We start from the raw sequence: 26,478 nt of genomic DNA, 5'->3' as shown, positions 1-26,478 counted from the left end.
GGAGAGTGGTTTACCGCTGCAGCTTCTCAAGCTCCGGGAATGGCTGCCAGTTGGCATCCTTGCATTGCTCACCACGCGCCAACGCGAGCGTGTCGAACCGGCCGGACAGAAACGCCACCACCCTGGTCTTGCTGCCTTCATACTTGCCGATCGAATTCTTGGCATTGAAGCGCAGACACGACACATAGCGCTGCGTACCGCCGACCGTGATCAATGACGGTTCGGTGATGAAAGCCTCGCGCACGCCAGTCGGGTTGTTCAGATAGGTCCGCAGATAAGCGAGAATCTCGGTCTTGTAATTGACCGGCGCGACATTCGGCTCACCGCTCATTACCGACGGCGGCGCCGATGCGCAGGCGCTCACCATCGCTGCAAGTATTGCGATGACATGCGCGTAACATCGCCCGATCATGGCCGCGCGGCCTCCGCCTCCCGGATCGTGCGCCATATCCGCTCCGGCGTCGCCGGCATCTCGATATGCTCGACACCATACGGCGACAGCGCATCAACGATGGCATTGATGACCGCCGCCAGCGCGCCGACTGTTCCCGCCTCGCCCGCGCCCTTCACGCCGAGCGGGTTGTTCGGCGTCAGCACTTCGTTCGCCTTGCAGATGAATTCGGGAAAATGCGCCGCGCGCGGCATCGCGTAATCCATGAACGATCCGGACAGAAGCTGGCCGTCCTCGTCATAGGCGATGTTCTCGAACAGGATCTGGCCGACGCCCTGCGCCACGCCGCCATGCACCTGGCCCTTGACCAGCATCGGATTCACCACGCGGCCGACATCGTCGACCACCACGTAATTGACGATCCTGCAAACGCCGGTATCGGGATCGATTTCCACTTCGCAGACGTGACAGCCATTGGGAAAGGTTGCTGCCTTCGGCGCCGAGATCACTTTTTCCGAAAAACCGAATTCGCGGTTTAGGCTGGGATCGCGCAAGGTATAGGACATTTTGGCAACGTCCTTGATGCTGACCCGGCGATCGGTGCCCGCAATCGCGAATTGGCCAGCCTCAAAGACGATATCGCCGGCATCGGCCTCGAAATGTGCAGCCGCTATCTTCTTGCCGCGCTCGATCAGGCGGTCGGCGGAAATGCGCAGCGAATTCGAGCCGGTAATCATCGAGCGGCTGCCGAAAGTACCGACGCCGAATTCGATCATGTCGGTGTCGCCATAGCGCACGCTGACATCGGAGGTTTCGAGACCGAGAAAGTCCGCGACGATCTGCGCGAAGCTGATCTCGTGCCCCTGCCCGTGCGAATGCGTGCCCATCGACACGACCACGCCGCCGGTGGAGTCGAACTTGATTTCCGCGGCTTCGGGGTTCGGCGCTGCTGCCGGACCGCCGGAAATCTCGATCGCATTGGCGATGCCGATGCCGCGCAACAGCCCGCGCTTCTTGGCGTCCTTCTTGCGTTTGTCGGCGCCGGCCCAATCGGCGAGGTCCAGCGCATCGTCCATGTTGCGTTCGAATTCGCCGGAATCGTAGGTGAACACGAATTTCGTATCGAACGGCATCTGCTCGGGCGCGATCAGATTCTTGCGCCGCAATTCCAGATGATCCATGCCGAGGCGCTTCGCGGCCAGATCGATCACACGCTCGATCGCGTAGATCGCTTCGGGACGGCCGGCCCCGCGATAGGGCGCGGTCGGCGGCGTGTTGGAGAAAACGCCAGTGACACGCGAATGGATGTGCGGGGTACGATAGACGCCGGCGAGCCCGCCGAGATTGTTGGTCGAAACATGCAGGCCCATCGGCGAAATGTAAGCGCCGATATTGGCCGTGGTATCGACTTTCAACGCCAGGAAATTCCCCCCGTCATCGAGGCCGAGCGTTGTGGTCGAATAATTGTCGCGCGCATGGAAGTCCGACAGGAAGCTTTCGCCGCGCTCGCCCATCCACAGCACGGGCCGGCCGGTAACGCGGGCGCCGACCATGGCCGTCACATATTCGGGGAATGGCGCTTCCTTGAGGCCAAAGCCACCGCCGACATCGGGCGCAACCACGCGCACGCGATTGCCGGAAATGTCGAAGATATCGGCCGCAAGCTGTTCGCGCACGCCGTGCGGGTTCTGCAGGCCGCAATAGAGCGTATAGGTCTCGGCCGCCGGATCGTAGGTTGCAAGCGCCGCGCGCGATTCCATCGTCACCGCGGTGATGCGGTTGATGACATAGGTGAAACTGACCTTGTGCCTGGCCTTTGCCAGCGCCTCGTCCACCGCCTTGCGATTCCCGGCGTCAAACAGGAAACAGGTGTTGTTCGGCGCCTGCGGCCAAAGCTGCGGCGCATCGGGATCGGCCGCGGTCCGCGTCTCGGTGATCGCCGGCAGCGGCTCCCATTCGATGGCGATCTGCTCGGCGGCGTCCTTGGCCTGATCCAGCGTCTCGGCAAACACCGCGGCGACCGCATCGCCGACGAACAGGGCCCGGTCCCGCGCCAGCGGCAGATACGGCGGTTCGAAATTCGGCGATCCATCCGGTGCCTTGCGCTTGACCTTGGACTGGATGCTGCCGAGCCCCGCCACCTCCGGATCCTCGCCGGTCAGCACCAGATGCACACCGGGCATCGCCTCGGCGGCCGACGTGTCGATGCTGACGATACGGGCCGCAGCATGGGGCGATCGCACCATGAACAGACGCAGGGAATTTGCGGGAGCGAGATCAGCAGTGTAGCGGCCAAGGCCGCGGACAAGGCGAAGGTCTTCGGTACGCGGAAGCGATTTGCCAATGAAGCGGTATGTCATGCCGGAACTTGAGAAGGGATCGAAAGAGGAACCCTGTCTTACCCGCTTCGGGCCGCCTCGTCATGTGGGCAGGCGCATCAGGGCGGGAATGCCGCCATGATGCACAAGCAGCCTCACGCCTTCCCGTCGATCATCCCCTGCAGCACATCCCGAAGTTCTTCCGGCACGGTGATATGAGGATTATGGCTGGCGTCCATCTCCACATATCCCCAGCTTTCGGACTTGGCCCGCGCGGCGAATTGTCCGAAAAAATCCTGCGGTGCGATGCGCGTGCAATAGATGTAACTGCGCGGCGGCATCGACCGGGACGACAGCCGGATCTTGGTCTCGAAGGTCTTGACCGGCTGCGGCCGCCGCTTCGGCGTCGCCCAGGCCACATCCTCCGGTGCGGTGTCCGGCGGCATGGGATTGGCCGGCACCTTCCAGCCCTCGCCGGTCTCCTCGGCGCCCTTGCGCATCCTCGCCTCGGTTTCCGGTCCCACCAGATCGAACAGGCTCTGCCCATCGCGCGGGGCGAAGGCATCAAGATAGATCAGTTGCGCGACACGGCCCTGGGCGCGATCGGCGACCCCAGTTGCGACCATGCCGCCATAGCTGTGGCCGATCAGCACGACATCGCGCAGGTCCTCGTAATCGAACACCGCGAGAATATCGGCGATATGGTTGTCGAGCCCGATATCCGGCGACGACAGATGCGCGCGTTCGCCAAGGCCCGTGTAGCTCGGCGTAAAGACATCGTGTCCCGCCGCCCGAAGCAGCGGACGCATCTTTTTCCATGCCCACGCCGATGACCACGCACCGTGCGCGACGACAATCGTTGCCACTCTCTCTTCTCCGTGTTTGCCCATCAAACCTTTGCAAGGATTCCGGTCCCGCCGCAAGCGCGTGAACCCCATTCCAATTGGCACCCTCGCATCGCTGCGCTATGAAAACACAAAAAATCCGAGGAACGCTGACAAGGAAATACCGGAATGCCTCCACGCACGACGCCGCCTTTTCGTGCCGATCATGTCGGCAGCCTTTTACGGCCCGCATCGTTACTGCAAGCGCGTGACGATCACGCGAACGGAAAGATCACTGTCGAACAACTGCGTGACATCGAGAACGACGCGATTCGCGAGGTGGTGCGGCGCCAGGAAGATGTCGGCTTGCAATCGGTGACCGATGGCGAGTTCCGCCGCATCGACTGGTTCATGGATTTCAAATATTCTATTGGCGGCGTCGAGCAGCTCAAGGAAAAGGTCAAGGTCCCGTTCCGCTCCGACAAGGGCGGCATCGATTTCGAATTCGTCGCCTACCGCATCGGCGAGCGCATGCGTCTCGATCACACCATCTTTGCCGACGATTTCAAGTTCCTGAAGTCGGTAGCCAAGGCAACGCCGAAGCTCACCATCCCCTCGCCCAGCATGATGCATTATCCGGCCGGTCGCGGCGTCGACCGCGATGTCTATCCGGACTGGGATGTCTTCTTCGACGATCTGGCGACAATCTATCGCAAGCAGATTGCCGGTCTCGCCGCGCTCGGATGCACCTATCTGCAACTCGATGATACAAGCCTCGCCTTCCTCAACGATCCGGCCCGCCGCGCCATGCTGGGTGAAGGCGCGGAAAGCCAGCATCTGCGCTACATCAAGCTGTTCAACGACTCGATCGCTGAAAAACCTGCCGGCATGGCAATCTGCACGCATCTGTGCCGCGGCAATTACAAGTCCGCCTGGATGGCGGAAGGCAGCTATGAACACGTCGCCGACGCGCTGTTCAACCAGCTCAATGTCGACGGCTTCTTCCTCGAATATGATGATGAGCGCTCGGGCGGTTTCGAGCCGCTGCGGTTCCTGCCGAAAGGCAAGATGGTGGTGCTCGGTCTCGTCACCACCAAGTCGGGCGTGATCGAGGGCAAGGACGATCTCAAGCGCCGCATCGACAGAGCGGCGAAATTCGCGCCGCTCGAACAGCTTTGCCTGTCGCCGCAATGCGGCTTTGCTTCGACATCGGAAGGTAACCTTCTCTCAATCGACGAACAATTCGCCAAGCTCAAACTGATCGTCGAGACCGCACGCGAGGTCTGGGGCGACGCATGAGTGAGACTTTCAGAGGCGTTGTCGTCGCCGGTGCCGGGCCCGTCGGCCTTGTCACAGCTCTAAAGATCGCCCAGGCCGGTATTCCGGTTCTGGTGCTGGACAGCGAACCGGACATCATCCGCTGGCCGCGCGCGGTGGTGTATCATGCGCCGACCGTGGAGATGCTCGACCGGCTTGGATTGCTGGATGAGCTGAAGGTCGCCGGCATCCTCAAGCAGGATTATCAGTTCCGCACCATTGACGGAAAAATCCTAGCCGCACCCAGCATGTCGGTGCTGACGTCCGAGGACACGGCCTATCCATACAATCTGCACATGCCGCAGCATGAATTGGCGCGCGTCATCCTGAAGAATCTGCTGGCGATCCCTGGCGCGCATGTGCGCTGGAACACACGCGTCACCGGCCTGACGCAGGATGCCGATGGCGTGACCCTCACCATTGAATCGAACGGCGGGAGCGATGAGCTTCGCTGCGACTGGCTGGTCGGCGCCGATGGCGGCAGCAGCACCGTGCGCCGCGCGCTCGGCTTATCGTTCGATGGCTATACCCATCCCGAGCGGCTGGTCTCGACCAATCTTGTCTACGATTTCGAGGCGCGCGGCTATGCCCGCGCCAATTTCATCATCGACCCGGTGCATTGGGCGGTGATCGTGAAGGTCGATCGCCATGGCCTGTGGCGCGTCACCTATGGCGAGGATGCCGGACTGCCGGAGGACAGCATCGCGGCACGCATCGCCGAACATTACAAACACCTGTTGCCGGATGATGGCCATTACGAGCTGGAAGCGTTCTCGCCCTTCCGCGTGCACGAGCGTTGTGCGGAGAGCTTTCGCGTCGGCCGTGTGCTGCTGGCAGGCGACGCCGCCCATGTCTGCAATCCGTTCGGCGGGCTTGGGCTGACATCCGGCCTGCTGGATGGCGGCCTGTTGGGCGATGCCCTGCCCGCGGTCATTAAGGAAACGGCAGATGACAACCTGCTCGACCGCTATTCGAACGAGCGGCGCCGTGTGTTCCTCGAGGTCACCGGCCCAACCGCCAGGGAAAACAAGCGCCGGATGACCGAAGCTGATCCCGGCAGGAAAAAGGCCGATTTCGAGCGGCTGCAGCAATTGCACAATGATACGCAGTTCCAGCGCACCGCCCTCACCATGACCTACAAGCTGGTGGGCAACCCGATTGGGATTCCAAATCAGTAATCCCACCGCCGTCTTGCCCGGCCTTATGCCGGGCATCCAAGTCTTTCTTCCCAAAAGCCAAGTCGTGGATGGCCGGGACAAGCCCGGCCATGACGAGCGAAACCGGGCCATGACGGGTGAGATTTGCCACCACTTTATGCGCGAAGGCCGATTGAATTGTTGGATATCCAACGATAGCCTTGTCCCCAAGACACCAAAAGACCGAACCGAAAAGTCGGCACACACAGGGAGGAGAAAAACGATGATCGCACATCGTTCGATATCGTTCAGCGGCATGGCTCTGGCTGCCAGCCTTCTGGCAGCGCAGCATGCCAACGCACAAGAACTCATCTTCGGAAGCTGGACACCGGCGCGCGAATACCAGAACGCGCAAGTGATGCCGGACCTGTTCAAGACGATCGAGAAGGAAACCAACGGACAGATCAAGTGGAAGCTGGTGCCCGGCGGTCAGTTGGCCGATGGCAAGACCACCTTCACCGCCGTGAAGGATGGGCTGATCCAGGGCGGTCTTGCGGTACCGACCTATGTGCCAAATACGGTGCCGGCCTTGTTCATAATCTACTCGACCGTGATCGTCGGCCATAACGACGTGATCGCGACCTCCGCCGCCGCGATGGAGACGGTCTATTTCAATTGTCCGGATTGCCTTGACGAGGTGAGAAAGCTGAACGCCGTGCCGCTCGGCGGCTGGACCACACCCGCCTATGTGCTCGCCTGCCGCGAGCCGGTGAAGTCACTCGCCGATCTCAAGGGCAAGCGGGTGCGCGCAACCGGCGGCAATGCCGAAATGTTCAAGCTCGCAGGCGCGGTGCCGGTCGGCGCAACGCTGGTTGAAGCGGTCAGCCTGTTGCAGCGCGGCGGTCTCGATTGCCAGCATGGCATCGCGGATTGGCTGCGCACCTTCGGTTATGCCGATTTCGCCAAATATGTCACCGATGCGCCGCTAGGCATCACCGGCCCCGCTATCGGCATGTTCCTGAACCGCGACACCTGGAACAAGTTCACGCCCGAGCAGAAGCGCCTGCATATGAAACAGGCCGCCTGGATGAGCGCCAAGATGATGATTGGCAATTTCATCATCTCCGAGGAACAGGGCCTGCAGACCGTCATCAAGGATAAGGGCGTGCAGATGATCAAGCCCGACGCCGATTTCGAAAAGGTGACATCCGAATACAAGAAGGGCGAACGGGCCCGCAATATCGAGGTCGGCAAGAATTTCGGGCTGAAAGACCCCGGCGCGATCATCGACGCCTATGAGAAGAACGTCGAGAAATGGCGCAAGCTTTCCGGAACCGTTGGCCGCGACATCGACAAGCTGGCCGATCTGCTCGACAAGGAAATTTATTCCAAGGTCGATCTGAGCAAGTTGTAAGCCCAAATCGTGGTGGAGCGGGCCGCCAGATCTAACTCTGTCATCCTGAGGCGCGAACGCGCAAAGCGCGTGACCCTCGAAGGATGCACGGCCACCAATTGGGCCGTCGCCCTTCGAGACGCCGTGCTGCCGCACGGCTCCTCAGGGTGACCGTTCACTTGAATGCAAGGCCGATACCGTGATGGACCGCCTGCTCAAATGGCTTGAATGGCCGATCCAGATCTTCCTCTGGATCGCACTGATCGCCGGTTTCCTGATGATGCTGCAGGTCAGCGCGGATGTGACTGGCCGCACCTTTTTCGGTCGTCCCATCGAAGGGACCACCGAAATCGTGTCGGCCTATTACATGGTGATCGTGACTTACCTTCCCTGGGCTTATCTCGCCAGGAACGACAGTCACATCTCGGTCGATATCTTTACCCGGCTGATGCCGAAACCGGTCGCGCACTGGCTCGATGTCGTCGTGAAGATCCTCGTCGTCGCCTATCTCGCTCTGTTCGTCTACCAGACCGGCTCGCAGGCGATCGGACAAACCCGCATCCATGAAGTCTGGCAGGCTGGCACCACGTTTCTGCCGGTGTGGCCGAGCCGCTGGGTTCCGCCGGTCGCCAGCGGCTTGATGCTGCTCTATCTGGTCCTCAAGATCATCGACGACATCATCAAGGGCCCACAGACGCCCCCCGCGCACGAGATCCAGAACGCGGGAGAGATCGCGTGACAACACTGCAGGTCGCCGGCTCCAGCATCGTCATGATGCTGATCCTGATCGGATTGCGTGTGCCGATCGGCGTTGCGATGGGCGGTGTCGCGTTTCTCGGTCTGTGGTACTTGCGCAATTTCAACGTCGCGCTCAGCGTGCTGCGCGACACGCCGTTCGTGTTCGCGGCCAATTGGGATCTGTCCGCAATTCCGATGTTCCTTCTGATGGGCGCGGTCGCGTCCAATTCCGGCATCGGCGCAGGGCTGTTCCGCGCGGCCTATGCGTGGTTTGGAGGCCTGCCCGGCGGACTTGCGGTCGCGACCAACTGGGCCTGCGCGGGCTTTGGCGCCGCGTCCGGCTCGAGCATTGCCGCCGCCGCCGTCATGGCGCGGCTGTCCGTGCCGGAAATGCTGAAGAACAAATACGACAAGGCGCTGGCCACCGGCGTCTGCGCATCGGGCGGCACGCTCGACGCGCTGATCCCGCCGAGCATCTTGTTCGTGATCTACGGCGTGTTCGCGGAAGTCTCGATTTCGAAATTGCTGCTGGCCGGCATCATTCCCGGCTTGCTCACCGCCGGCGTCTACATGATCATGATCGTCGTGCGCTGCTGGCTCAATCCGAAGCTTGGGCCGCCAGTGGAATTCCCAAACCGCAATGACATGTGGCGCGAGCGCTGGGCGTCGTTGCGCGACATTTGGCCGATACTCGTTCTCATCGTTGCGGTGATGGGCGGCCTCTATTGGGGTGTCGTCTCGCCGACCGAGTCCGGCGCCGCCGGTGCCTTGATCGCGATTCTCATCGGTTTCGCGCAACGCAAGCTGTCGCTGCGCGGCCTCATCGAGAGCTTCAAGGACGCGATCGGCACCACTGCGCAATTGTTATTCGTCGGCATCGGCGCTGTGATCTACACCAAGTTCCTCGCTCTCTCCGGCAGCGCGACGCTGTTTACCGAACTGGTTGGCACATGGGCGCTCGATCCGTTGCTGCTCGTCGTCGCCATATCGGTCATCTACCTGATCCTCGGGATGTTCCTCGATCCATTGGGCATGATCCTTCTCACCATCCCGGTCTTCGTACCGATGTTTGCGGCTCTCGATCTCGATCTCGTCTGGCTAGGCGTGCTGGTGGTGAAATATATCGGCATCGGACTTTTGACGCCGCCGGTCGGCTTCAACATCTATGTGGTGTCCGGCGCGCTCAACAATCAGATCCCGCTGACCACCATCTTCCGCGGCTGCTACTGGTTCCTGGCCTGTGAAGTGGTGATCATGACCTTACTGATCGCCTTCCCGCAGATCTCGCTCTGGCTACCGAGCACGATGAATTAGTTCATTCGTCATTCCGGGGCGCGACAGCGCTAGCAAGTTTACGCAGCCAGCGTTATCTTGCCTGCGTGTCGCGAGCCTGGAATCCATACGCCGCAGCTGTGATTATGGATTCCGGGCTCGCATGCTTTGCATGCGCCCCGGAATGACGGCATTGATGGAACTTCGTCTGGCCGCCAGCGTTACCTTGCGCATTGCCGCGCGGACCGCTTCATGACGACACCGCAAATCTTCGCCTTCGCGATCCTGGCCGCGATGATGGGGTTGTTCGTCTGGGGGCGGCTTCGTTACGACATAGTCGCAGTGCTGGCGCTGCTGGCCTGCCTGTTCACCGGCATCGTTCCCTATGACAAGGCCTTCTCCGGCTTTTCCGACGACATCGTCATCATCGTCGCCAGCGCGCTGATCGTCAGCGCCGCCGTCGCGCGTTCAGGCATGATCGAAGCGGCCGTGCGGCCGATCGCGCCATGGCTGACGACACCGACCATCCAGATCTTCGTGCTGACGGCCGTCGTTGCCGCCTTGTCGGGCTTTGTGAAGAATATCGGCGCATTGGCGATGATGATGCCGGTGGCCTTCCAGCTCGCGCGGCGGACCGGCACCCCGGCCTCCGCCATGCTGATGCCGATGGCGTTTGGCTCGCTGCTCGGCGGCATTGTCACGCTGGTCGGCACCTCACCGAACATCATCGTCTCACGTGTGCGCCAGGAAATTCTCGGCGAACCGTTCCAGATGTTCGACTTCGCGCCGGTCGGCGTGCTGCTCGCGATCGGCGGCGTCGCGTTCCTGGCATTCGGCTGGCGTTTGTTGCCTGAACGCAAGGGCGCCGCCTCACTGGACGCTGCCTTCAACCTTGAAGGCTACACCACGGAAGTCAGCGTGCCGGAAAATTCCGAGTTCGTCGGCAAGACCGTGAGGGAGCTTGAGACGCTGAGCGAGAACGAGGTCGAGGTCCTTGCGATCCTGCGGCGGCGGCAACGCAACTCCTCGCCGACCGGCGGTGTGCAATTGCGTGCCGGCGATATCATCATCCTGCAGGGTGACCCGGACGCGCTCGAACGCATCGTCGGCGCTGCAAAGCTGAAGCTTGTACGCAACGAGGTGACGAAGGACAAGGATACGCCATCCGACGATATCGGCGTAATCGAAGGCATCGTCACGCCGGAATCCTCGCTGGTCGGCAACACGCCGGTGACGGTGCGGCTCTACGATCATTTTCAGATCAATCTCCTCGCCGTCAGCCGTGCCGGCCGGCGCATCGCCCATCGTCTGCGCGCCGTTCGCTTCCAGCCGGGCGACGTCATCATGCTGCAGGGGAATATCAAAACCATGCCGGAAACGCTTGGCGACTTGCGCGTGCTGCCGCTGGCCGAACGCAGATTGTCGCTCGGACGCGGACGACGCGGTCTCATCCCAGTGCTGGTGCTGGCGGTCGCGATGCTGCTGGTCGCTGTGAGCGTGCTGCCGATCGCGGTAGCTTTCTTTACTGCGGCCGCCGTCATCATCCTGTTGAAATCGTTGTCGTTGCGCGAAGCCTATGACGCGGTGGAATGGCCGATCCTGATCATGCTCGGCACGCTGATCCCCGTTTCGGATGCATTGCGCACCACCGGAGGCACAGATGTCATCGCCGGATGGCTCAGTGCCGTCGCAACGCAATTGCCGCCGATCGGCACCCTTACCCTCATCATGGTGGCAGCGCTGGCAGTGACGCCGTTCCTCAATAACGCCGCAACGGTTCTCGTGATGGGCCCGATCGCGGCAACCTTTGCCAAGACCCTCGGATTGTCGCCCGATCCGTTTCTGATGGCGGTGGCCATCGGCGCGGCCTGCGATTTCCTGACTCCCATCGGCCATCAATCGAATACGCTCGTCATGGGCGCGGGCGGCTATCAGTTCACAGATTACTGGAAACTGGGTTTGCCGCTCTCGATCTATGTCGTGGTTGCGGGCGTGCCGCTGATTGCATTGTTCTGGCCGCTCGTACCGCACTGACGCTGCGGCAAACGCCGCCACTTTACCGGTGCGCTGCCGGGCAGGATTTTGCGCGGGATGTATCAGGCGCGATCGCTTGACGACCGCCCCTTTTCTTCCGCTGCCGCCAACCGCCGCTTATAGCCCTCGTCGGTTTCGCGGCCCAGATAGGTCGCATCGATATCCTTGACCGCCTGCTCGCCACCGGCCTTGTCGACCGCGATCAGGATGGCATCGAGCTTTGCTTCCATTCGGAGCGCCAGTTGCTCGTCCACATAGGCGAACTAGCCAAACACCCAGTGCCCCAGTAGCGAGATGACGAAAAAGCCACCAGTCACCCAGAGAAACCCGAAGCGCCGTAAACCGTTCATTTGCATGGTGGGACTCCATCGGCATCGCCGATGCAATAACGATTGGCCACGGGCCTGGTTCGATACCGCGCAATTCTCTCGGCGCAGTGGAGTGGCAGATGACTTTTGTCGCCTCGCTTGGGAACTCTCGTCACCACCATGCGTTCACGAGCGGTAATCCCCCTTCCCGGAGAGAACCGTCATGGCCAACGAAAAGAATCTTGAGAGCCTCTTCCACGAAACGCTGAAAGACATGTATTTCGCCGAGAAGAAAATTCTTGTGGCGTTGCCGAAGATGGCGAAAGCCGCGCATTCGGAAGAATTGCGCGCTGCCTTCGAGAAGCACTACGAGGAAACCGAAGGACACGTCGACCGGCTGGAGCAGGTGTTCGAACTGATCGAAAAGCCCGCACGCGGCAAAACCTGTCCGGCCATTCTCGGTCTTGTTGAAGAAGGCCAGGAAGTCATGAAGGACTTCAAGAAATCCGACGCGCATGACGCCGGCCTTCTCTCCGGCGCGCAGGCGGTCGAGCATTACGAGATTTCGCGCTACGGCACGCTGATCGCCTGGGCCGAACAGCTCGGCATGCCCGAGGCGGCGGAACTCCTGCAGCAGACCCTCGAGGAAGAAAAAAACACCGACCTGACACTCACCAGGCTGGCCGAGAGTTCGCTTAATCAGATGGCCGCTTGACTGAGGCGCAAAATTTTTTGCCCGCGACTAGAGCATGATGTCGAAAAGTGCGAAGCGGTCTTCGGACGACATCATGCTCTAACGTATAAAATCGAGCACGTTTATGATTTTGGATCGATACGATCCAAAATCACCGTGATCTATGGGGCAGCCTCGGTCTCGACTGGGGCTGTCTTGAGCGGAATGGAAATCACACAGACAAGACCCGTCGGCGGAAAATCGGCGACAACGCTGCCGCCGAGACTTTTCATGCAGCCGACAATGAGGCGCGAGCCGAAGCCGCGTTCAGCGGGCGGCGATATCTCCGGTCCGTGGCGCTCGGCCCACGTGACGATGAGATTGCCGCCACTCACCCGCCAAGAAATGTCCACCCGCCCCTCTTCGCGCGACAAGGCTCCGTGCTTGATCGCGTTGGTCACCAGTTCATGAAAGACCAGCGACAGATTGCGGGCGGGGTCCGCTGGCAGCGTGATTTTCGGACCCTCGAGGCTGGCCCGAAAAGGGCCGAACGGCTCGAATTTCGCACGGATGAGCGTGCGCAGATCCGCGTGCAGATCGGCCGCATGGCTGATGATGTCGTTGGTCGATGAGACCGCGCGAATACGCCCGATGATGGTCTGCGCCGCATCCGGGTCATCCGGCAATGTTTGCGCCACGATCGCCTCGACCATCGAACGCATGTTCTTGCCACGATGCTCCAGCTCCCGCAGCATCAGATTCTTCTGACGCTCCTGTTGCTGATAGCGATGCAGCAATTGCCGGTAGGCTTCCGCCACCACGATGATCAGGATGCTGGAGAGCGCGAAGAATGTGCTATTGAGAACTCCAAGCTCTCCACCCTCGTGCACAAAAAGGGTCGCGGCAAGGAGGATCGACAGTAGCGTTGCAACAATTGCCGCCGGCGTTCCCGCCACCAGCGCGACGAGCATCACCGCCGGGAAATACGCGGCATGCGGCACGATGGCGGGGTGAATCCACCCCAGCGCATAGCGCACGCCGGTGGCCACTGCGACGCAGCCGATCGCGAATGCAAACGCGCTCACCGAGTAAGGCGCGAAAGCACGGTCGATAATGCGACGCCACCACTCGGCCAGCATCTGACGGGCCCCCCGGCAGATATTATCAGCCGTGATTCGATAGTCACATTCTACAAATGCGCATCTTGCCGAAAGACGGCGAGATCAACGCACATTTTATGTAAAAAGACATAGGCGCACGGCACAAAGCGGCAAGGAGCGGCGCGTATCAGGCCGGGATCAGCTTCATCTGCTGCAAGGCGACATGTCCGAGCAATCCATGTGGATTGCCGAATGTCTCGATCACTTCGAAATGGTTGTAGCCGTCGCAGCGCATGAGCTGTATGGGCTTGCCCGCTGTCTTCACGGCGTCGGCAAAATCACGGCTTTGCCGCTGGAATTCCGGCGTCTCCAGCGAGCCATAAGCGACCACGAGCGGCGCATTCAGCTTGTCGATATAGCGCTGCGCGCTCAATGCATGCTCCACCTCGTCAGTGATGGTGACATAGGACGAACGCGACGACAGCCGCACCGGCTTGAGGTCATACATGCCCGAGACCAGCATCGCGCCTTTGATTGTGTCCTTGGGCAGGCTGAAATTCTTTTCCCAATCGGTCACCATTACCACGCCGCCGAGATGAGCACCGGACGAATGACCGGACAGATAGATCCGGCTGGCATCGCCGCCAAAGCTGGCTGCGTTCTTGTAGATCCAGGCCACCGCCCGACGGCATTGCTCAGCCATCGGCATCAGATCGCCCTTGGTCTCGACCACATTGGTGAAATCGACCGAGATGTAATGCGCACCGGCAGCGACGAACATGTCCGCCGGGAAGCCATAATAGGCGGCAACCTCCGCCCGCCATGCCCCGCCATGCAGGAAGACCTGGATCGGCGCATTCGCCTGCTTCGTCGGATAAAGATCCATCCCCTCCACCGGTGACGGGCCATAAGCAAGCCGCTTGGGCGCACCAAGGCGCGAACGTGTGACATCGCTATTGGTACGATAGCGACCGACCACCTGCCGGACGTTCGGCGCATATTTCGCCTGATTATAGGCGTCATCGAGCTGGGCTTGGTCCATGTCGAGCCATACGGCCGGCCCTTTGGCCGGCGCGGCCTGCTGGCCGGAAGCGGGGATCGACGAAGCGGCGAGTATGCTGGCAGTTCCTGTCATGACGGTACGGCGGCTCAATGCAAAAGAGAGTGGCGGGCGCACCATGACGATCTCCTGGCTTTCGTTCAAGTCGCGATCGGCGACCCCGAATGATCACACAAGATCGTTTGCGTGCAAAGGCTTAGCCTTGATACAGTCGGTTTCAAACGACCAGGAAGGGGCGGCATCATGTTCCGATTGTTCGGCCGGCGCCTCGCGGCCAGAGGTCTAAGGCATGGAGGCGCGATCCCGGTGGATCGGTGAAGGGCCAGCCCAAGGATCAGGACAAGGATCAGAGACAAAGAGTGCACGAGCCGATCAAACGATTGCCCAAGCTTTCACACGCCTCCAAGACCCGTGACGTGAAACCGCTGCTTGGGATTTTCGTACTCGCTATCATCGGCGCAGCGATGACGATCGGGCTTCTTCGGCTCCTGCCCTATCTGCTGCGGTGACAGAGTTGTTGCCCAACGAACCGGGGTAATCGCTCACCAGCGCAGCAAGCGGCCTCCGGCCAGCGCGCCGATGCCTGTGGAAATAGCAATGGCCAGCGTAAACCACGCGGCGACGAAGATCGGCGAATCATCCGGGCAATGGGAAATATAAAGCGTCGCCGATAGTGCGCCCGACAGCAGCCCCGCCATCGCGCCGGCCAGCACCGGACGCGTCGGTGCGCCATAGCGCAGGCCGAACAGCACCGCGGCCAGTATCGGCATCGCCAGCAGCACCATGTTGATCACGCAAAGATACCAATGCGCGCCAGCGAGCCGGACCAGCCATTCCGCATGCGGCACGCGCATCAGTTCGACCGCCAAAGCCGCCACCATGATCGCCGGCACCGCTGCCACGACCAGCCATGTGCGGCCGAACGGCACGCCGGGCCGCGCCAGCCTCACCACCAAAATTGCGGCGGCGACGGCCAAAAGGCCCATCTCCACCGGCTTCAGCATGAAATCGAAGGAGAGCATCGCCGACAGCAGGTCCGGACGCAGCCCGATCTGCCACATGAACAACACCGCCGACACGACGAAGCCGCATGCGGCTGCGACGAACAGCGCGAAACCCGGCTTCGGACCGGCCGGCTCACGGTCGGCAGCAAGCGCGCGAATGAGGTCGTCGGTCTTCATGTGTCCTGACTATGGCGTTTCGCCAAGGCTCCCAATCCTCGATGCAGCGCGACGCGCACGGCGCCTTCGCTCATGTTCAGTTTCTGCGCTGTGCTGGCGATCGATATGCCGTCGATGGCGATGGCACGCACGACATTGCGTTGTCCTTCCGGCAAGGCTTCCAACGAGCGCGTGACATCGCGTTCGCTCGCAATCTCGGTTTCCGTTTCGGCCGGGATGATCTCGACAAAATCCTCGATCGGCAATTCGATCCGCGACCCGCGCTTGCGCAGAGAATCGATGATCTTGTAGCGTGCGATGCCGGCGATCCACGGGCCGATCGGCCGGGTGTCGTCCCAGGTGTGACGCTTGAGATGCACTGCGATCAGAATGTCCTGCACCACATCCTCCGTTTCGGCCGGATTAGCGCCGGCGCGATACATGCCGCGACGCACAAGCGGCCGCAGCGCCTGCGCCATCTCGCGCAGGCAGCGATCATAAGCCGCCCCATTGCCTGCCTTGGCCGCCCGCATCAGGTCGGCCCATTCGGCATCACCTTTCAAGTGGCACTCATCCTTCTTCGTCTTCGGGCTTATGGGCCGTGTTGTTACACGCAGCGCCAAGATTTTCTGACCACCCCGCGATCGGGGCGAACACAAGACCGTGAGCACGTAACACTGGCCACGGCCTTTGCGAAGCTCAGCATAAGGCCGGGACACCCGGTCTGCGCCAATCCAGATGGTTAGCCAGGTGGAGTGTGCGCCGTCATTACCCTTTGGAGGATACCGGATGAACACCAAATTTTCCGCTGCAGCTCTCGCAAGCTCTTTCGCCGCCGCTCTCGCCATCGCCGCTTCTCCCGCCATGGCAGGGCCGGTCGCGGCTCAGCCGGGCAAAGACAAATGCTATGGCATCTCGCTGGCTGGCAAGAATGACTGCGCCGCAGGCCCCGGGACGACCTGTGCCGGCACATCAAAGGTCGATTATCAGGGCAACGCCTGGAAGTATGTCGATAAGGGCACCTGCGTCACGATGAAGACGCCGAAGGGGATGGGCTCGCTCACGCCGATCAAGAGCTGATCCCATCGCTCTCTCCTTATCCCTCCTCTACCAAGAGGGATAAGGACGACGCTCATTCATCCGTTCGGAGAATTAGCATGATCCGCGCATCGCTTCCCGCAGCTCCCGGCATCGGCTTCAAGCCGCAGCATTTCGACGACATCGTCTCCGCCGAACAACCGATCGGCTTCATCGAAGTTCATGCCGAGAATTACATGGGCGCCGGTGGACCACCGCACGCCATGCTAAGGCGTTTGCAGGAAACCTATGCGCTCTCCATTCACGGCGTCGGCTTGTCGATCGGCTCGATGGCGCCGCTCGATACCGAACACCTGTCCCGGCTCAGGATCTTGTGCGACCGTTACGAGCCCGCTAGCTTCTCCGAACATCTCGCCTGGTCGTCGCATGGGGAGGTCTATCTCAATGATCTCTTGCCCCTGCCCTATACGCCGGAAACGCTGGCGCGCATTGTCGATCATGTCGATCGGGTGCAACACACGCTCAATCGAGAAATGCTGCTGGAAAATCCATCGACCTATATCCAGTTCGCGGATACGACGATCCCCGAAACCGAATTCCTCGCCGAAATCGCCCACCGTACCGGGTGCGGATTGCTGCTCGATATCAACAACGTTTTCGTCCAGGCCAAAAACCACGGCACCAACGCGCAAGACTATCTCGCGGTTTTTCCGCTCGCGCGTGTGAAGGAAATCCATCTCGGCGGTCATGACGCGCAGACAGACGATGTGGACGCGCCGCTTCTGATCGACGCACATGGCTCGCCAGTCACCAGTGACGTCTGGTCACTCTATGCCGATGTCATCGCAAAGGCTGGTCCGCTGCCGACCTTGATCGAATGGGACAATGACGTCCCAAGCTGGCCAGTTCTGGCCGATGAGGCTCGCGCCGCCGCGGCGATTCTGAAGCATGCCGCACACAGCAAGGCGGCCTGACATGATCACGCAGCAATCCGAATTTGCGACGGCACTGTTCAATCCGCAAAGCGCAATCCCAGACAACGTCACATCTCACACCACGCGACAGCCGGTTAAGCGTTTCGCCGTCTACCGCAACAATGTGGTGGTGGGTCTCATCAATACATTGAAGGCGAAATTCCCGGCGACCGAACGCATCGTCGGCGAGGAATTCTTCGCGGCGATGGCGCGCATTTTCGTTGCGACCTATCCGCCGCGTTCGAAAATCCTGCACACCTACGGCGACGATTTTGCCGATTTCATCGTAGCCTTCGAACCGGCAGCGGAATTGCCGTATCTGGCCGACGTCGCGCGTCTCGAGGCTGCGCGCACGCGGGCCTATCACGCGGCCGATGCCGAACCGCTGACGGCAGCGGCATTTCAGGACACCGACGCGGACCGTGTGGGGTCGATGCGCTTCACCTTGCATCCATCGCTGCAGATCGTCTGCTCGCACCATCCCGTCGTGACCATCTGGTCGATGAATGCGGGCGAATGGCCGCTTGGTCCCATCGATGACATGCAGGCGGAAGATGCGCTGGTTATTCGCCCCGGCCTCGATGTCCTTGTCCGGACACTGCCGCCGGGTGGTGCCGCGTTCCTGTACGCCTTGGCGCGCGGCTCGCGTCTGGATGAAGCGGCAGCGCACGCCACTGACCGCGACAATCGTTTCGATCTCACGGCCAATATCGCCGGCCTGATCGCGTCCGGCGCCGTGACCCATTTCGCTCTTGCCGAGGATCGCACATCATGACCGAGACGCTTCCGACTGCACGGCCGTCCGGACTGTCCGCACTCGTCCTGCGTGCCAATGCGCTGATGGCCGAAATCCCCTATTGGTTCCTTGCCCTCGTGCTGCGCATTCCGATTGCCGCGGTTTTCTGGCGGTCGGGCCAGACCAAGGTCGAGGGCTGGCAAGTGTCCAGCAGCGCGATCGAACTGTTCAAGGAAGAATACAGATTGCCGGTGATCGATCCGACACTCGCCGCCTATCTTGCGACATTTGCCGAACACTTCTTTCCGGTCCTGCTGGTGCTGGGTCTGGCCACCCGCTTCGCCGCGCTGTCACTGCTGATCATGACGCTGGTGATCGAGATCTTCGTCTATCCCGATGCATGGCCGACGCATGGCACATGGGCGGCGTGCTTCCTCGTGCTGATGGCGAAGGGGCCGGGAAAGCTGTCGCTCGATCACTGGATCGCGCGACAATACAGATAAAAATCGGGCTGCCCCACGACAGCCTCCGTGGGGCAGCCCTCCCGGCACCGCGACATGGGCGGCCGCGGAGCCGTTAATGATGCTGCGATGCTTTGCTCGCGCGCAGATCGTCCGGCTCAAGAGTTGTGCCGGAGATCGGCTCGACCCAAACCATATGGTCGCGGACCTGCTTGACGCCCGGCACATTCTCCGCGAGCACCTTCAGCGCTGCGCGTTGACGCTCATCCAGGACGAAGCCCGTCAGCGTCACCACGCCATTGCGGACGATCGCATCGACCGTGGCGGACGGCGCCCATTTCTCGCTCTTCAACCCGCCGAGCACTGTCTCGCGGATCGCGGTATCGCTGGTGGAGGCCGGCGCCCCCGGATGCAGGTAACTCGCCAAGGCTCGCAGCAGATTGGCCCGCGTCACGATGCCGACCAGCTTCTTGCCGCGCAGCACCGGCACGCGCTTGATATTGTTGCGCTCCATCAGCGCGACGATGTCCTCAAGCTGCGTCGCTTCATCGACCGTCTTCACATCACGGGTCATGACCTCGCCGACCTTGCGGCCATGCGCCTTGACATATTGGTCCGCCAGCAGGCCAGGGCCCATCAGAAATTCCAGCCAACGCGGTTGCGTGTGTTGCGTCCCGGACTCGGCCCGTCGCAGGAAATCGCCCTCGGTCACCACACCGACCAGATTGCCCGTCGCATCGACCACCGGCACACCGCTGATCCTTTTCTGCAGCAGCAGGCGGATGGCAAGACTGATCGGCGCATCCGCATCGACCGAGATGACAGGCTGGGTCATCACATCGCGCGCTTTCATAATGAAGTCTCCTCGCATCAACAAAGCGTGGCCAAGCCACAGGCTTTCGCCTTGCGGTAGATCAAAGCGCGGTGGAAAAATGGGTTCCGGCTAAAATTTTAGCCAGCCTTGCGCGGTTGCGCCGGGACCGGCTTTTGCGGCTCGGCGTCCTTGTCCTGTTGCGGCGCGATATTGAAATACATCTGCCGCAGGCAATCGCGGGTGATGGCAAGATCGCCCGAAGACAGGCCAGCCACCGCCGCTCGCTCCATTTTGCGGGCGGTCGGGATCAGCCGGTTCACCAATGTGCGGCCTTTGGTCGTCAGTTCGACAATGACTTCGCGGTTGTTGGTGTCGGAGCGCACGCGGCTGACGAGCTCCATCTTGATCAGGCGCGAGACCAGGCGCGACATGGTCGAAACATCGATCGCCGTCATCTCGGCAATATCGATCTGCCGCTGCTTGTCGATATCGGACAGAACCGCCAGCACGCGCCACATGGCGATGCTCAGTCCGTGCGGCGACAATTCTTCCTGCATGCGCTCGACCAGGGCCGACCCGACCCGGTTGATCAGGTACGGCAGGTACTCGGACAGATCGAGATGGGGGCGGTCGATCACGGCGAAAGACTCTCCTGCCGACAGATTAAAGCCCTTCCGGCTTTGATGAAATCAAAGCCGGGGCTCTAGCTTTTTTTTGACGCGTTTTCTTCACGCGAACCGGTACTCACTACGCTCGAAAACGCTCTATTTGCTCTTACGAGAGGCCCTCAGGTCCTGTCAAAAGGTCAGTGACTCTGACCAAATAGTGCATTTACAACTGTTGCATTTGCAAGTATGATCTCTTCCAACGATAAGAACAAGGCCCAAACCAGCCGACCAGGGAGAGAAATGATGGACGAACTCGGCACCGATTTCCGCAAGGCCATGCGTCGCCTCACCAGTGCGGTCAGCGTGATTTCGACTGCACATGCCGGCGTCCGTTACGGCATCACCGTCACCTCGGTGACATCGGTATCGATGGCCCCGCCCTCGCTGCTGATCTGCATCAATCAGCGCGCCAGCATTCACACGCCGATGATCCGCGCCGGCCAGTTCTGCGTCAATATCCTGCAGGCGCATCACATCGAGATCGCCAATGCCTTCAGTGGCGGCACGCCGGCGGGCACCGACCGTTTCCTGTGCGGCGAATGGGCGAGCGACGATGAAGAACTGCCCTATCTCATTCCGGCGCAGGCCAGCGTGTTCTGCGACATGGATGCGATCTCCAGCTATGGCACCCATTCCATTATCGTCGGCAAGGTGCGTCAGGTTGCCGTGCGCGGACAGGTCGCGCCGCTGCTGTATCAGGATGGACAATATACGGTCGGCCTCGGTGAAGGCGTCGACTGGATCGTGCCGATCGCTTGAAGCGATGCGGCGTTAGCAAGTGACATCGGCAAAAAACAACGCATTCCAGGGAGATTGAAATGGAATTCGGTTACTTCACACTGTCTGACAATCACTATGAGGGCAACACGCGCGACGCCAATACGTTCGTGAAGGACCTCACCGCCGAAGCGCTCTATGCCGACAAGCTCGGCATGCACTCGGCCTGGATCGGTGAACATCACTTCAATTCGCTCGGCGTGAATTCATCTCCGGAAATGGTGCTGGCCTATATCGCCGCACGCACCGAACATATCCGTCTCGCTCCGGCCGTCACCGTGCTGCCGCTGCACAACCCGATCCGCGTTGCCGAACAATGGTCGACGCTCGATCTCCTCTCCGGCGGCCGCGTCGATTTCGCCGCCGGCCGCGGTTACGACCGTCGCGAATATCTGCCGTTCGGCGTGTCGTTCGACGACAACCAGTCGATCTTCGACGAAGGCGTCGATATCCTGCGCAAGCTGTGGGGTTCGAACGGCGAGCGCATCGACTACAAGGGCAAGCATTACCAGTTCGAGGATGTGCGGATCACGCCGCAGCCGCTGCAGAATCCGATGCCGATCTATGTGGCCTCGTTCTCCAAGCCCTCGATCGAACTGGCGGCACGGCTCGATTGCGGTCTGATCGTTGCGCCCTTCGCCGCCGCCATGAGCTTCGGCGGTCTCAAGCAGGTCGCCGATCTCTACAAGGAGAGCTGCGCCAAATACGGCACGACGCCCAAGCGCCTGATGTGCAGCTACTTCACCCATTTTGCCGATGACGCGGCGAGCGAGAAGGCCCAGCGCGACCGCCAGATCCGCTACTACAAGGAGTGCGTGATCCCCTCCTTCCCGGGCGACCCGCGCACGGCGCCCCCGAGCTATCGCTACTTCATCGACATGGTCGAGCGCCTGCACAAGGTGAAGCCGGAAGACCTGACCGAGAATTCGGTGCTGATCGGCAATTCCGCGCGCATCACCGAAACGCTGAAGAAGGTCGAGGCCGCCGGCTTCGACGAAGTCATCCTCTACTTCAATGTCGGCATGAAGCCGCACAAGATGGTTCTGGAGGAGATGGACCGCTTCATGAGCGAAGTGGCGCCGAATTTCCAGGGCAAGCATCAGGAGCGTCGAGCCGCCTGAGCAGACCGTTAAATCCCCGGCTTTGATACTATCAAAGCCGGGATCTGAGTTTTTGTTTCGACGCGTTCTCTTCACGCGGCCCGGGGTCCATTTCGCTTGGCCGCGTTTTGTCAGTTCACCTTGTCCTCCCAAGCGACAAGGATTTTGATGCCGCAACCTTTCAGGTTGCGGCATTTTTTTATGCGCGGCGATTTGGACATGGCGTCGGCAACTGGTGTCGTGTCACGATGTCATTGGGAGAAAACAAAAACCAAGGGAGAAGAGAATGAGAAAAATGATTCATGCGGCGATGATCGCATGTCTTGCTGCTTTCGGGCTCACCGCCGCCTCGGCGCAAAGCGCAAAGCCGATCGAGGTCATCGTCTTTCCCGGCGGATTCAACTGGCCGATCTGGGTGGCGCAGGACAAAGGCTATTTTGAAAAGAATGGTGTTTCCGTCAAAGTGACGCCGACGCCGAATTCGCAATTCCAGCTCAAGAACCTGATCGAGGGCAAATTCGATATCGCCATGACGGCGATCGACAATGTCGTCGCCTATAGCGAGGGACAGGGCGCGGCCAAGACCGACGTGCAACCTGACATCTTCGCCTTCATGGGCGGCGACAACGGTTTTCTGCGGCTGGTCGCTGTTCCGGACGTCAAGGCGATCTCCGACCTCAAGGGCAAGCAGGTGTCCGTCGATGCGCTCACCACCGGTTACGCCTTCGTACTGCGCAAGCTTCTCGAAAATGGTGGGCTGAAGCCGGGCGACTTTGAGTTCGTCAGCGCCGGCGGCGTCGTGCAGCGATATCAAGCACTCCTGAAAAAGGAGCATGCCGCGACGCTGCTGATATCGCCGTTCGAGGTCAATGCCGAAGCCGAAGGCTTCAATCGCCTGGCCAATGCCGATGAAGCGCTTGGCCGTTACCAGGGTCTTGTCGGCGCCACCCGCCGCTCATGGGCTAAGGAGAACGAGAAGGAACTCATCGGCTACATCCGCGCCTACACCGCGGCGCTCGACTGGCTCTATGATCCGGCCAACAAGGCAGAAGCCATCGCCATCCTGCGCAAGAACGCACCGAACCTGTCGGAGACACTCGCCGCACGCTCCTATGACGTGCTGCTTCACCCGAGCAAAGGCTTCACCCGCGGCGCCGTGCTCGACCCCGAGGGCGTGAAGACCGTGCTGCAACTGCGCAGCCAATATGCCGAGCCGAAAAAAGAGCTCACCGATCCCGGCAAATATTATGACCTCTCCTATTACGACAAGGCGAAGAAGAATTAGCCGCAACCCTCGCTCGCCCACACCCGAGGCAGCGCCAGACCTCGGATGTGGGCTTTAAACCCGTGCCAATTCTCAAGAAAACGGCGGCAAAGGCATAAATTAAGCCGGGCTTCGCCTTTACGTGTTTCGCATGAAAAAATTCCTATAGTATCGTTTTTCTCGCACTGTTCATGCTCGAAGAAGATCGGATGCTCAGGTCACGAGCATCGATCGAAGAGCGTCCCCGATACGATGCTTCCGGAAATGCTCGCATAGCCGTCCGGCGTTCCTCTCGTTCCGCCAACCGCAAGCCAAGCACCCGCAAACCGCGCCTTTGCCAGGCCTTGCGCCCCTTCGCGACGTGCGTTGTGCCGCTCAAAGATGGCTGGCCCCATCAACGCACTCTTCCGCGCACCACCACCTTTGCGCGTCTGCTTCCTTCCCTTCTGCCCATTTCCGAAAATGGGCTGCTCCGGTTCTCTGCCCACACGACAAACATACCGAGCAGCCGGAATGTAACTTGACTTGCCGCCGATGACGCGCAAGCATCCTCACGACGGAGCATGATCCGGAAAAGCGGCTGTCCCGTTTTCGAAAACGATCATGCGCAAACAAAAACGGTCGTCAGAACCGAACGGGAGGAGAACGAATGCGAGGCACACGCGCTTCCGCACGCGCGACAGCGAGCCGCACGCCGCTGCAATCGCGCGCCACCGGCGACACACCGAAGCGCCGCCCTCCCGCGCGCCGCACACAGGAATCGCGCAGCAAGGCCGCGCGCGAGAAGCTGTTGAATGCCACGCTCGAGGTGTTGCGCGAGCGCGGCTATAACGGCCTGACCACCAAGGAAGTGGCCGTGCGCGCCGGATTTTCCAACGGCGCGCTGATGCATCATTACAGCACCAAGGCCGATCTCGTGATCGCGGCCGGCGCGCATATCTACGACCAGCATATTGCCGATGGCCGCCGCATCGCTGCGAGTGCCGCCGCACGCAAGGATCCATTGTCGGCTTTCATCTCCGATTGCGTCGACGTCTATCTCGGTGCCGCTTTCATCCCGACCACGGAAATGATGGTCGCGGCGCGCACCGATCCGCTGATGAACGCACCGTTCGATGCGTTCATGCAGCGCTATCGCAAGACCATGAATGCGATCTGGCTCGAGGCCTTCATACGCGCCGGCTACAGCAGGCAGGAAGCGTCCTTCCTGATCATGTCGACGCTCAACATGGTCCGCGGCATGGCCATCAACAGCATCTGGCAGCGCGATCTCTCCTATTACAAGAAGTTCTTGCGCGAGTGGACGAAGATCGTGCGCGCGGGCGGCGTCAAAAACGCGCGCATCGACGTGCGCTGATCCGCGCTTGGCAAACACCTCAACGACAAAAAACTAATGGAGAAACCTCGGATGACAATCCAGCAGAACACCGATCGCATCCAGACCACGCATATCGGCAGTCTGCCGCGGCCGCACAAGTTGCTCGACATTCTGAAAAAGAAGTATTCCGGCGAAAAAATCGACGAGGCCGAGTTCGACAAGATCCTCAGCCAGTCGGTGAAGGACTCGGTGAAGAAACAGAAGGACAGCGGCATCGACATCGTCACCGACGGCGAGTTCTCCAAGCCCGGCTTCTTCACTTACATTCAGGAGCGCCTTGAAGGCTTCGAGGCCCGCACCGGCCAGAAGATGGTGCTGTTCCAGAAGGAAGTCGAAGCCTTTCCGGAATACTATCAGGAGTATTTCAAGCAGGCGATGATGGGCGGCACCATCGTGCCGATCACGCCGGTGGTCTGTGTCGGTCCGGTGAAATATCGCGGCGAGAAAGCCGTGCAGCGCGACATCGCCAATGTGAAAGCCGCGGCCAAGGCCGCCGGCATTCCCGATCATCATGTGTTCCTGCCGGCCACCGCGCCGTCCGGCGTCGGCGTCAACGAGTATTACAAGTCGGATGAAGAATATTTCCACGCGCTCGCGGCCGAACTCGGCAAGGAATACAAGGCGATCGTCGATGCCGGCATCATTCTTCAGGTCGACGATCCGTTCCTGCCGGACATTTTCGTCGAGCCCGGCCTCGACGAGACGCAGATGAAGCGCCGGGCGCAGATCTATGTCGAGGCGGTCAATACCGCGCTGAAAGGCATTCCGCGCGAGAAAGTGCGATTCCATACATGCTACGGCATCAACGAAGGCCCCCGCCTCTATGAGGCGACGCTGGCGGAAATCATCGGATATGTGCTGTCGGTCAATGCCGGCTCGGTCTCGTTCGAAGCCGCCAATCCGCGCCATGAGCACGAATATCACCTGTTCGAGAATGTGAAGGTGCCGAAAGATCTCGTGCTCTGCCCCGGCGTCGTCACCCATGCCAGCAACATCGTCGAACATCCCGAACTGATTGCCGAACGCCTCCTGCGCTTCGCAAAGCTGGTCGGACGCGAGAACGTCATGGCCGGCGCCGATTGCGGCTTTTCCTCGCAGGCGCTCTACCGCACCGAAGTGCACGACAGCGTCGTGTGGGAGAAATTCAAGGCGATGCGCGAAGGTGCCGATATCGCAACAAAGAAATTGTGGAATTAAGCGCGTGTCCGGGGCGCCGTGCAACATAAGCGCGAAACGCAAATGATGCACCGCTGGTCCGGGACCGTTCCGGCCACCGACGTTCTGAAGATCCCGGTTCTGCAGCGCACCACTTCACTTCATTCCGTGCTGCGGCCTGCTTTCACCCTCCCCTGGAGGGGGAGGGTCGCTGTGAGCGAAGCGAGCAGCGGGGTGGGGTGACTTACTTTCAAAATCACCCCACCCCGGCTCGTATCTCACTAACGTTCGATACTCGCCGACCCTCCCCCTCCAGGGGAGGGTGAAGAAGAAGCCCCAGGATACCAAACCATAAAGCGCCAGCCAAAAAGGCGCATACACATCTAGGG

At 60.6% G+C, this 26,478-nt stretch carries 27 protein-coding genes; 17 read left to right on the top strand and 10 right to left on the bottom strand.

Going from position 1 to position 26,478, the window contains the following annotated elements:
* Positions 1–10 precede the first annotated feature (10 nt).
* The 3 genes from CAK95_RS18570 to CAK95_RS18560 form a co-directional block, all read right to left on the bottom strand.
* Entirely contained in the window at positions 11–412 is a 402-nt protein-coding gene (locus tag CAK95_RS18570; RefSeq protein ID WP_086091507.1) for a hypothetical protein, read from the bottom strand.
* Positions 409–2,751, bottom strand: coding sequence for a xanthine dehydrogenase family protein molybdopterin-binding subunit (locus tag CAK95_RS18565; RefSeq protein WP_086089261.1), 2,343 nt, complete (start codon positions 2,749–2,751; stop codon positions 409–411). Before CAK95_RS18565 ends, CAK95_RS18570 begins: the two co-directional genes overlap by 4 nt.
* Before the next feature lie 113 nt (positions 2,752–2,864).
* The gene (locus tag CAK95_RS18560) at positions 2,865–3,575 is read right to left on the bottom strand and encodes an alpha/beta fold hydrolase (RefSeq protein WP_280949823.1); all 711 of its coding nucleotides are present in this window, start codon (positions 3,573–3,575) and stop codon (positions 2,865–2,867) included.
* Positions 3,576–3,722: 147 nt separating this feature from the next.
* On the opposite strand from CAK95_RS18560, the gene CAK95_RS18555 reads away from it, so the two are divergent.
* The 6 genes from CAK95_RS18555 to CAK95_RS18530 all read left to right on the top strand — a co-directional run bounded on the left by CAK95_RS18555 (position 3,723) and on the right by CAK95_RS18530 (position 11,423).
* The gene (locus CAK95_RS18555; RefSeq protein WP_086089259.1) at positions 3,723–4,832 is read left to right on the top strand and encodes a 5-methyltetrahydropteroyltriglutamate--homocysteine S-methyltransferase; all 1,110 of its coding nucleotides are present in this window, start codon (positions 3,723–3,725) and stop codon (positions 4,830–4,832) included.
* A complete protein-coding gene (locus CAK95_RS18550) occupies positions 4,829–6,028 on the top strand; it encodes an FAD-dependent oxidoreductase (protein ID WP_086089258.1) in 1,200 nt (399 codons plus the stop codon). The genes CAK95_RS18555 and CAK95_RS18550 overlap by 4 nt, the downstream gene beginning before the upstream one ends.
* A gap of 241 nt (positions 6,029–6,269) precedes the next feature.
* Positions 6,270–7,400 carry a C4-dicarboxylate TRAP transporter substrate-binding protein gene (locus CAK95_RS18545; RefSeq protein ID WP_157699675.1) on the top strand — a complete coding sequence of 377 codons (1,131 nt, stop codon included), beginning with the start codon at positions 6,270–6,272 and terminating at the stop codon, positions 7,398–7,400.
* A 181-nt stretch (positions 7,401–7,581) separates the two neighbouring features.
* A complete protein-coding gene (locus CAK95_RS18540; protein WP_086089256.1) occupies positions 7,582–8,118 on the top strand; it encodes a TRAP transporter small permease in 537 nt (178 codons plus the stop codon).
* Complete coding sequence (locus CAK95_RS18535) at positions 8,115–9,431, top strand: TRAP transporter large permease (RefSeq protein WP_198343739.1); 1,317 nt, start codon at positions 8,115–8,117, stop codon at positions 9,429–9,431. The genes CAK95_RS18540 and CAK95_RS18535 overlap by 4 nt, the downstream gene beginning before the upstream one ends.
* A 210-nt stretch (positions 9,432–9,641) precedes the next feature.
* Entirely contained in the window at positions 9,642–11,423 is a 1,782-nt protein-coding gene (locus tag CAK95_RS18530) for an SLC13 family permease (RefSeq protein ID WP_086089255.1), read from the top strand.
* A gap of 62 nt (positions 11,424–11,485) precedes the next feature.
* On the opposite strand, the gene CAK95_RS29640 is transcribed toward CAK95_RS18530, so the two are convergent.
* A complete protein-coding gene (locus tag CAK95_RS29640) occupies positions 11,486–11,653 on the bottom strand; it encodes a hypothetical protein (RefSeq protein ID WP_183044151.1) in 168 nt (55 codons plus the stop codon).
* Between the two features lie 301 nt (positions 11,654–11,954).
* Between CAK95_RS29640 and CAK95_RS18525 the strand changes: the two genes are divergently transcribed.
* A complete protein-coding gene (locus CAK95_RS18525) occupies positions 11,955–12,446 on the top strand; it encodes a YciE/YciF ferroxidase family protein (protein WP_086089254.1) in 492 nt (163 codons plus the stop codon).
* 140 nt (positions 12,447–12,586) lie between these two features.
* Here CAK95_RS18525 and CAK95_RS18520 read toward each other — a convergent pair whose 3' ends face one another.
* Positions 12,587–13,543, bottom strand: coding sequence for a sensor histidine kinase (locus CAK95_RS18520; RefSeq protein ID WP_086089253.1), 957 nt, complete (start codon positions 13,541–13,543; stop codon positions 12,587–12,589).
* A 148-nt stretch (positions 13,544–13,691) separates the two neighbouring features.
* Positions 13,692–14,684: an alpha/beta hydrolase gene (locus tag CAK95_RS18515; protein ID WP_086089252.1), complete on the bottom strand. Its 993-nt coding sequence runs from the start codon at positions 14,682–14,684 to the stop codon at positions 13,692–13,694.
* A 194-nt stretch (positions 14,685–14,878) separates the two neighbouring features.
* On the opposite strand from CAK95_RS18515, the gene CAK95_RS18510 reads away from it, so the two are divergent.
* A complete protein-coding gene (locus tag CAK95_RS18510) occupies positions 14,879–15,073 on the top strand; it encodes a hypothetical protein (protein WP_086089251.1) in 195 nt (64 codons plus the stop codon).
* A 33-nt stretch (positions 15,074–15,106) separates the two neighbouring features.
* Here the strand turns inward: CAK95_RS18510 and CAK95_RS18505 are convergent, their stop codons facing one another.
* On the bottom strand, positions 15,107–15,745 hold the full coding sequence (locus CAK95_RS18505) for an NrsF family protein (protein ID WP_086089250.1): 639 nt from the start codon (positions 15,743–15,745) through the stop codon (positions 15,107–15,109).
* Positions 15,742–16,287, bottom strand: a complete 546-nt coding sequence (locus CAK95_RS18500; RefSeq protein ID WP_183044150.1) for a sigma-70 family RNA polymerase sigma factor — start codon at positions 16,285–16,287, stop codon at positions 15,742–15,744. Before CAK95_RS18500 ends, CAK95_RS18505 begins: the two co-directional genes overlap by 4 nt.
* Positions 16,288–16,513: 226 nt before the next feature.
* On the opposite strand from CAK95_RS18500, the gene CAK95_RS18495 reads away from it, so the two are divergent.
* From CAK95_RS18495 to CAK95_RS18480, 4 genes are all read left to right on the top strand, one after another.
* Complete coding sequence (locus CAK95_RS18495) at positions 16,514–16,804, top strand: BufA1 family periplasmic bufferin-type metallophore (RefSeq protein ID WP_086089248.1); 291 nt, start codon at positions 16,514–16,516, stop codon at positions 16,802–16,804.
* Positions 16,805–16,881: 77 nt separating this feature from the next.
* Complete coding sequence (bufB, locus tag CAK95_RS18490) at positions 16,882–17,736, top strand: MNIO family bufferin maturase (RefSeq protein WP_086089247.1); 855 nt, start codon at positions 16,882–16,884, stop codon at positions 17,734–17,736.
* Position 17,737: 1 nt separating this feature from the next.
* Positions 17,738–18,511, top strand: a complete 774-nt coding sequence (locus CAK95_RS18485; protein ID WP_086089246.1) for an HvfC/BufC N-terminal domain-containing protein — start codon at positions 17,738–17,740, stop codon at positions 18,509–18,511.
* Positions 18,508–18,975 carry a DoxX family protein gene (locus CAK95_RS18480; protein WP_086089245.1) on the top strand — a complete coding sequence of 156 codons (468 nt, stop codon included), beginning with the start codon at positions 18,508–18,510 and terminating at the stop codon, positions 18,973–18,975. The genes CAK95_RS18485 and CAK95_RS18480 overlap by 4 nt, the downstream gene beginning before the upstream one ends.
* 73 nt (positions 18,976–19,048) lie before the next feature.
* Here the strand turns inward: CAK95_RS18480 and CAK95_RS18475 are convergent, their stop codons facing one another.
* Together CAK95_RS18475 and CAK95_RS18470 are read right to left on the bottom strand one after the other, a co-directional pair.
* On the bottom strand, positions 19,049–19,786 hold the full coding sequence (locus tag CAK95_RS18475; protein WP_086089244.1) for a CBS domain-containing protein: 738 nt from the start codon (positions 19,784–19,786) through the stop codon (positions 19,049–19,051).
* A gap of 98 nt (positions 19,787–19,884) precedes the next feature.
* A complete protein-coding gene (locus tag CAK95_RS18470; RefSeq protein WP_086089243.1) occupies positions 19,885–20,385 on the bottom strand; it encodes a MarR family winged helix-turn-helix transcriptional regulator in 501 nt (166 codons plus the stop codon).
* A gap of 270 nt (positions 20,386–20,655) precedes the next feature.
* Between CAK95_RS18470 and CAK95_RS18465 the strand changes: the two genes are divergently transcribed.
* The 5 genes from CAK95_RS18465 to CAK95_RS18445 all read left to right on the top strand — a co-directional run bounded on the left by CAK95_RS18465 (position 20,656) and on the right by CAK95_RS18445 (position 26,131).
* Entirely contained in the window at positions 20,656–21,174 is a 519-nt protein-coding gene (locus CAK95_RS18465) for a flavin reductase family protein (protein ID WP_198343738.1), read from the top strand.
* A 59-nt stretch (positions 21,175–21,233) separates the two neighbouring features.
* Positions 21,234–22,313, top strand: coding sequence for an LLM class flavin-dependent oxidoreductase (locus CAK95_RS18460; protein ID WP_086089241.1), 1,080 nt, complete (start codon positions 21,234–21,236; stop codon positions 22,311–22,313).
* Positions 22,314–22,578: 265 nt separating this feature from the next.
* A complete protein-coding gene (locus tag CAK95_RS18455; protein WP_086089240.1) occupies positions 22,579–23,577 on the top strand; it encodes an ABC transporter substrate-binding protein in 999 nt (332 codons plus the stop codon).
* 628 nt (positions 23,578–24,205) lie between these two features.
* Positions 24,206–24,913 carry a TetR/AcrR family transcriptional regulator gene (locus tag CAK95_RS18450; RefSeq protein ID WP_086089239.1) on the top strand — a complete coding sequence of 236 codons (708 nt, stop codon included), beginning with the start codon at positions 24,206–24,208 and terminating at the stop codon, positions 24,911–24,913.
* A 51-nt stretch (positions 24,914–24,964) separates the two neighbouring features.
* Entirely contained in the window at positions 24,965–26,131 is a 1,167-nt protein-coding gene (locus CAK95_RS18445; protein WP_086089238.1) for a cobalamin-independent methionine synthase II family protein, read from the top strand.
* The last annotated feature ends 347 nt before the right edge of the window (positions 26,132–26,478 follow it).

Origin of the sequence: Pseudorhodoplanes sinuspersici (assembly GCF_002119765.1) — a bacterium.
In the GTDB taxonomy this organism is placed as follows: domain Bacteria; phylum Pseudomonadota; class Alphaproteobacteria; order Rhizobiales; family Xanthobacteraceae; genus Pseudorhodoplanes; species Pseudorhodoplanes sinuspersici.
This window is presented reverse-complemented; position numbering and strand designations above follow the sequence as displayed.

What these genes read in the sequence shown, in the direction of transcription:
- CAK95_RS18495 (WP_086089248.1), top strand. Translation starts at nt 16,514, where the DNA reads ATGAACACCAAATTTTCCGCTGCAGCTCTCGCAAGCTCTTTCGCCGCC.
- CAK95_RS18455 (WP_086089240.1), top strand. Translation starts at nt 22,579, where the DNA reads ATGAGAAAAATGATTCATGCGGCGATGATCGCATGTCTTGCTGCTTTC.
- bufB (WP_086089247.1), top strand. Translation starts at nt 16,882, where the DNA reads ATGATCCGCGCATCGCTTCCCGCAGCTCCCGGCATCGGCTTCAAGCCG.
- CAK95_RS29640 (WP_183044151.1), bottom strand. Translation starts at nt 11,653, where the DNA reads ATGGAAGCAAAGCTCGATGCCATCCTGATCGCGGTCGACAAGGCCGGT.
- CAK95_RS18555 (WP_086089259.1), top strand. Translation starts at nt 3,723, where the DNA reads ATGCCTCCACGCACGACGCCGCCTTTTCGTGCCGATCATGTCGGCAGC.
- CAK95_RS18460 (WP_086089241.1), top strand. Translation starts at nt 21,234, where the DNA reads ATGGAATTCGGTTACTTCACACTGTCTGACAATCACTATGAGGGCAAC.
- CAK95_RS18565 (WP_086089261.1), bottom strand. Translation starts at nt 2,751, where the DNA reads ATGACATACCGCTTCATTGGCAAATCGCTTCCGCGTACCGAAGACCTT.
- CAK95_RS18545 (WP_157699675.1), top strand. Translation starts at nt 6,270, where the DNA reads ATGATCGCACATCGTTCGATATCGTTCAGCGGCATGGCTCTGGCTGCC.
- CAK95_RS18515 (WP_086089252.1), bottom strand. Translation starts at nt 14,684, where the DNA reads ATGGTGCGCCCGCCACTCTCTTTTGCATTGAGCCGCCGTACCGTCATG.
- CAK95_RS18505 (WP_086089250.1), bottom strand. Translation starts at nt 15,745, where the DNA reads ATGAAGACCGACGACCTCATTCGCGCGCTTGCTGCCGACCGTGAGCCG.
- CAK95_RS18520 (WP_086089253.1), bottom strand. Translation starts at nt 13,543, where the DNA reads ATGCTGGCCGAGTGGTGGCGTCGCATTATCGACCGTGCTTTCGCGCCT.
- CAK95_RS18485 (WP_086089246.1), top strand. Translation starts at nt 17,738, where the DNA reads ATGATCACGCAGCAATCCGAATTTGCGACGGCACTGTTCAATCCGCAA.
- CAK95_RS18525 (WP_086089254.1), top strand. Translation starts at nt 11,955, where the DNA reads ATGGCCAACGAAAAGAATCTTGAGAGCCTCTTCCACGAAACGCTGAAA.
- CAK95_RS18450 (WP_086089239.1), top strand. Translation starts at nt 24,206, where the DNA reads ATGCGAGGCACACGCGCTTCCGCACGCGCGACAGCGAGCCGCACGCCG.
- CAK95_RS18550 (WP_086089258.1), top strand. Translation starts at nt 4,829, where the DNA reads ATGAGTGAGACTTTCAGAGGCGTTGTCGTCGCCGGTGCCGGGCCCGTC.
- CAK95_RS18540 (WP_086089256.1), top strand. Translation starts at nt 7,582, where the DNA reads ATGGACCGCCTGCTCAAATGGCTTGAATGGCCGATCCAGATCTTCCTC.
- CAK95_RS18570 (WP_086091507.1), bottom strand. Translation starts at nt 412, where the DNA reads ATGATCGGGCGATGTTACGCGCATGTCATCGCAATACTTGCAGCGATG.
- CAK95_RS18480 (WP_086089245.1), top strand. Translation starts at nt 18,508, where the DNA reads ATGACCGAGACGCTTCCGACTGCACGGCCGTCCGGACTGTCCGCACTC.
- CAK95_RS18445 (WP_086089238.1), top strand. Translation starts at nt 24,965, where the DNA reads ATGACAATCCAGCAGAACACCGATCGCATCCAGACCACGCATATCGGC.
- CAK95_RS18530 (WP_086089255.1), top strand. Translation starts at nt 9,642, where the DNA reads ATGACGACACCGCAAATCTTCGCCTTCGCGATCCTGGCCGCGATGATG.
- CAK95_RS18465 (WP_198343738.1), top strand. Translation starts at nt 20,656, where the DNA reads ATGATGGACGAACTCGGCACCGATTTCCGCAAGGCCATGCGTCGCCTC.
- CAK95_RS18475 (WP_086089244.1), bottom strand. Translation starts at nt 19,786, where the DNA reads ATGAAAGCGCGCGATGTGATGACCCAGCCTGTCATCTCGGTCGATGCG.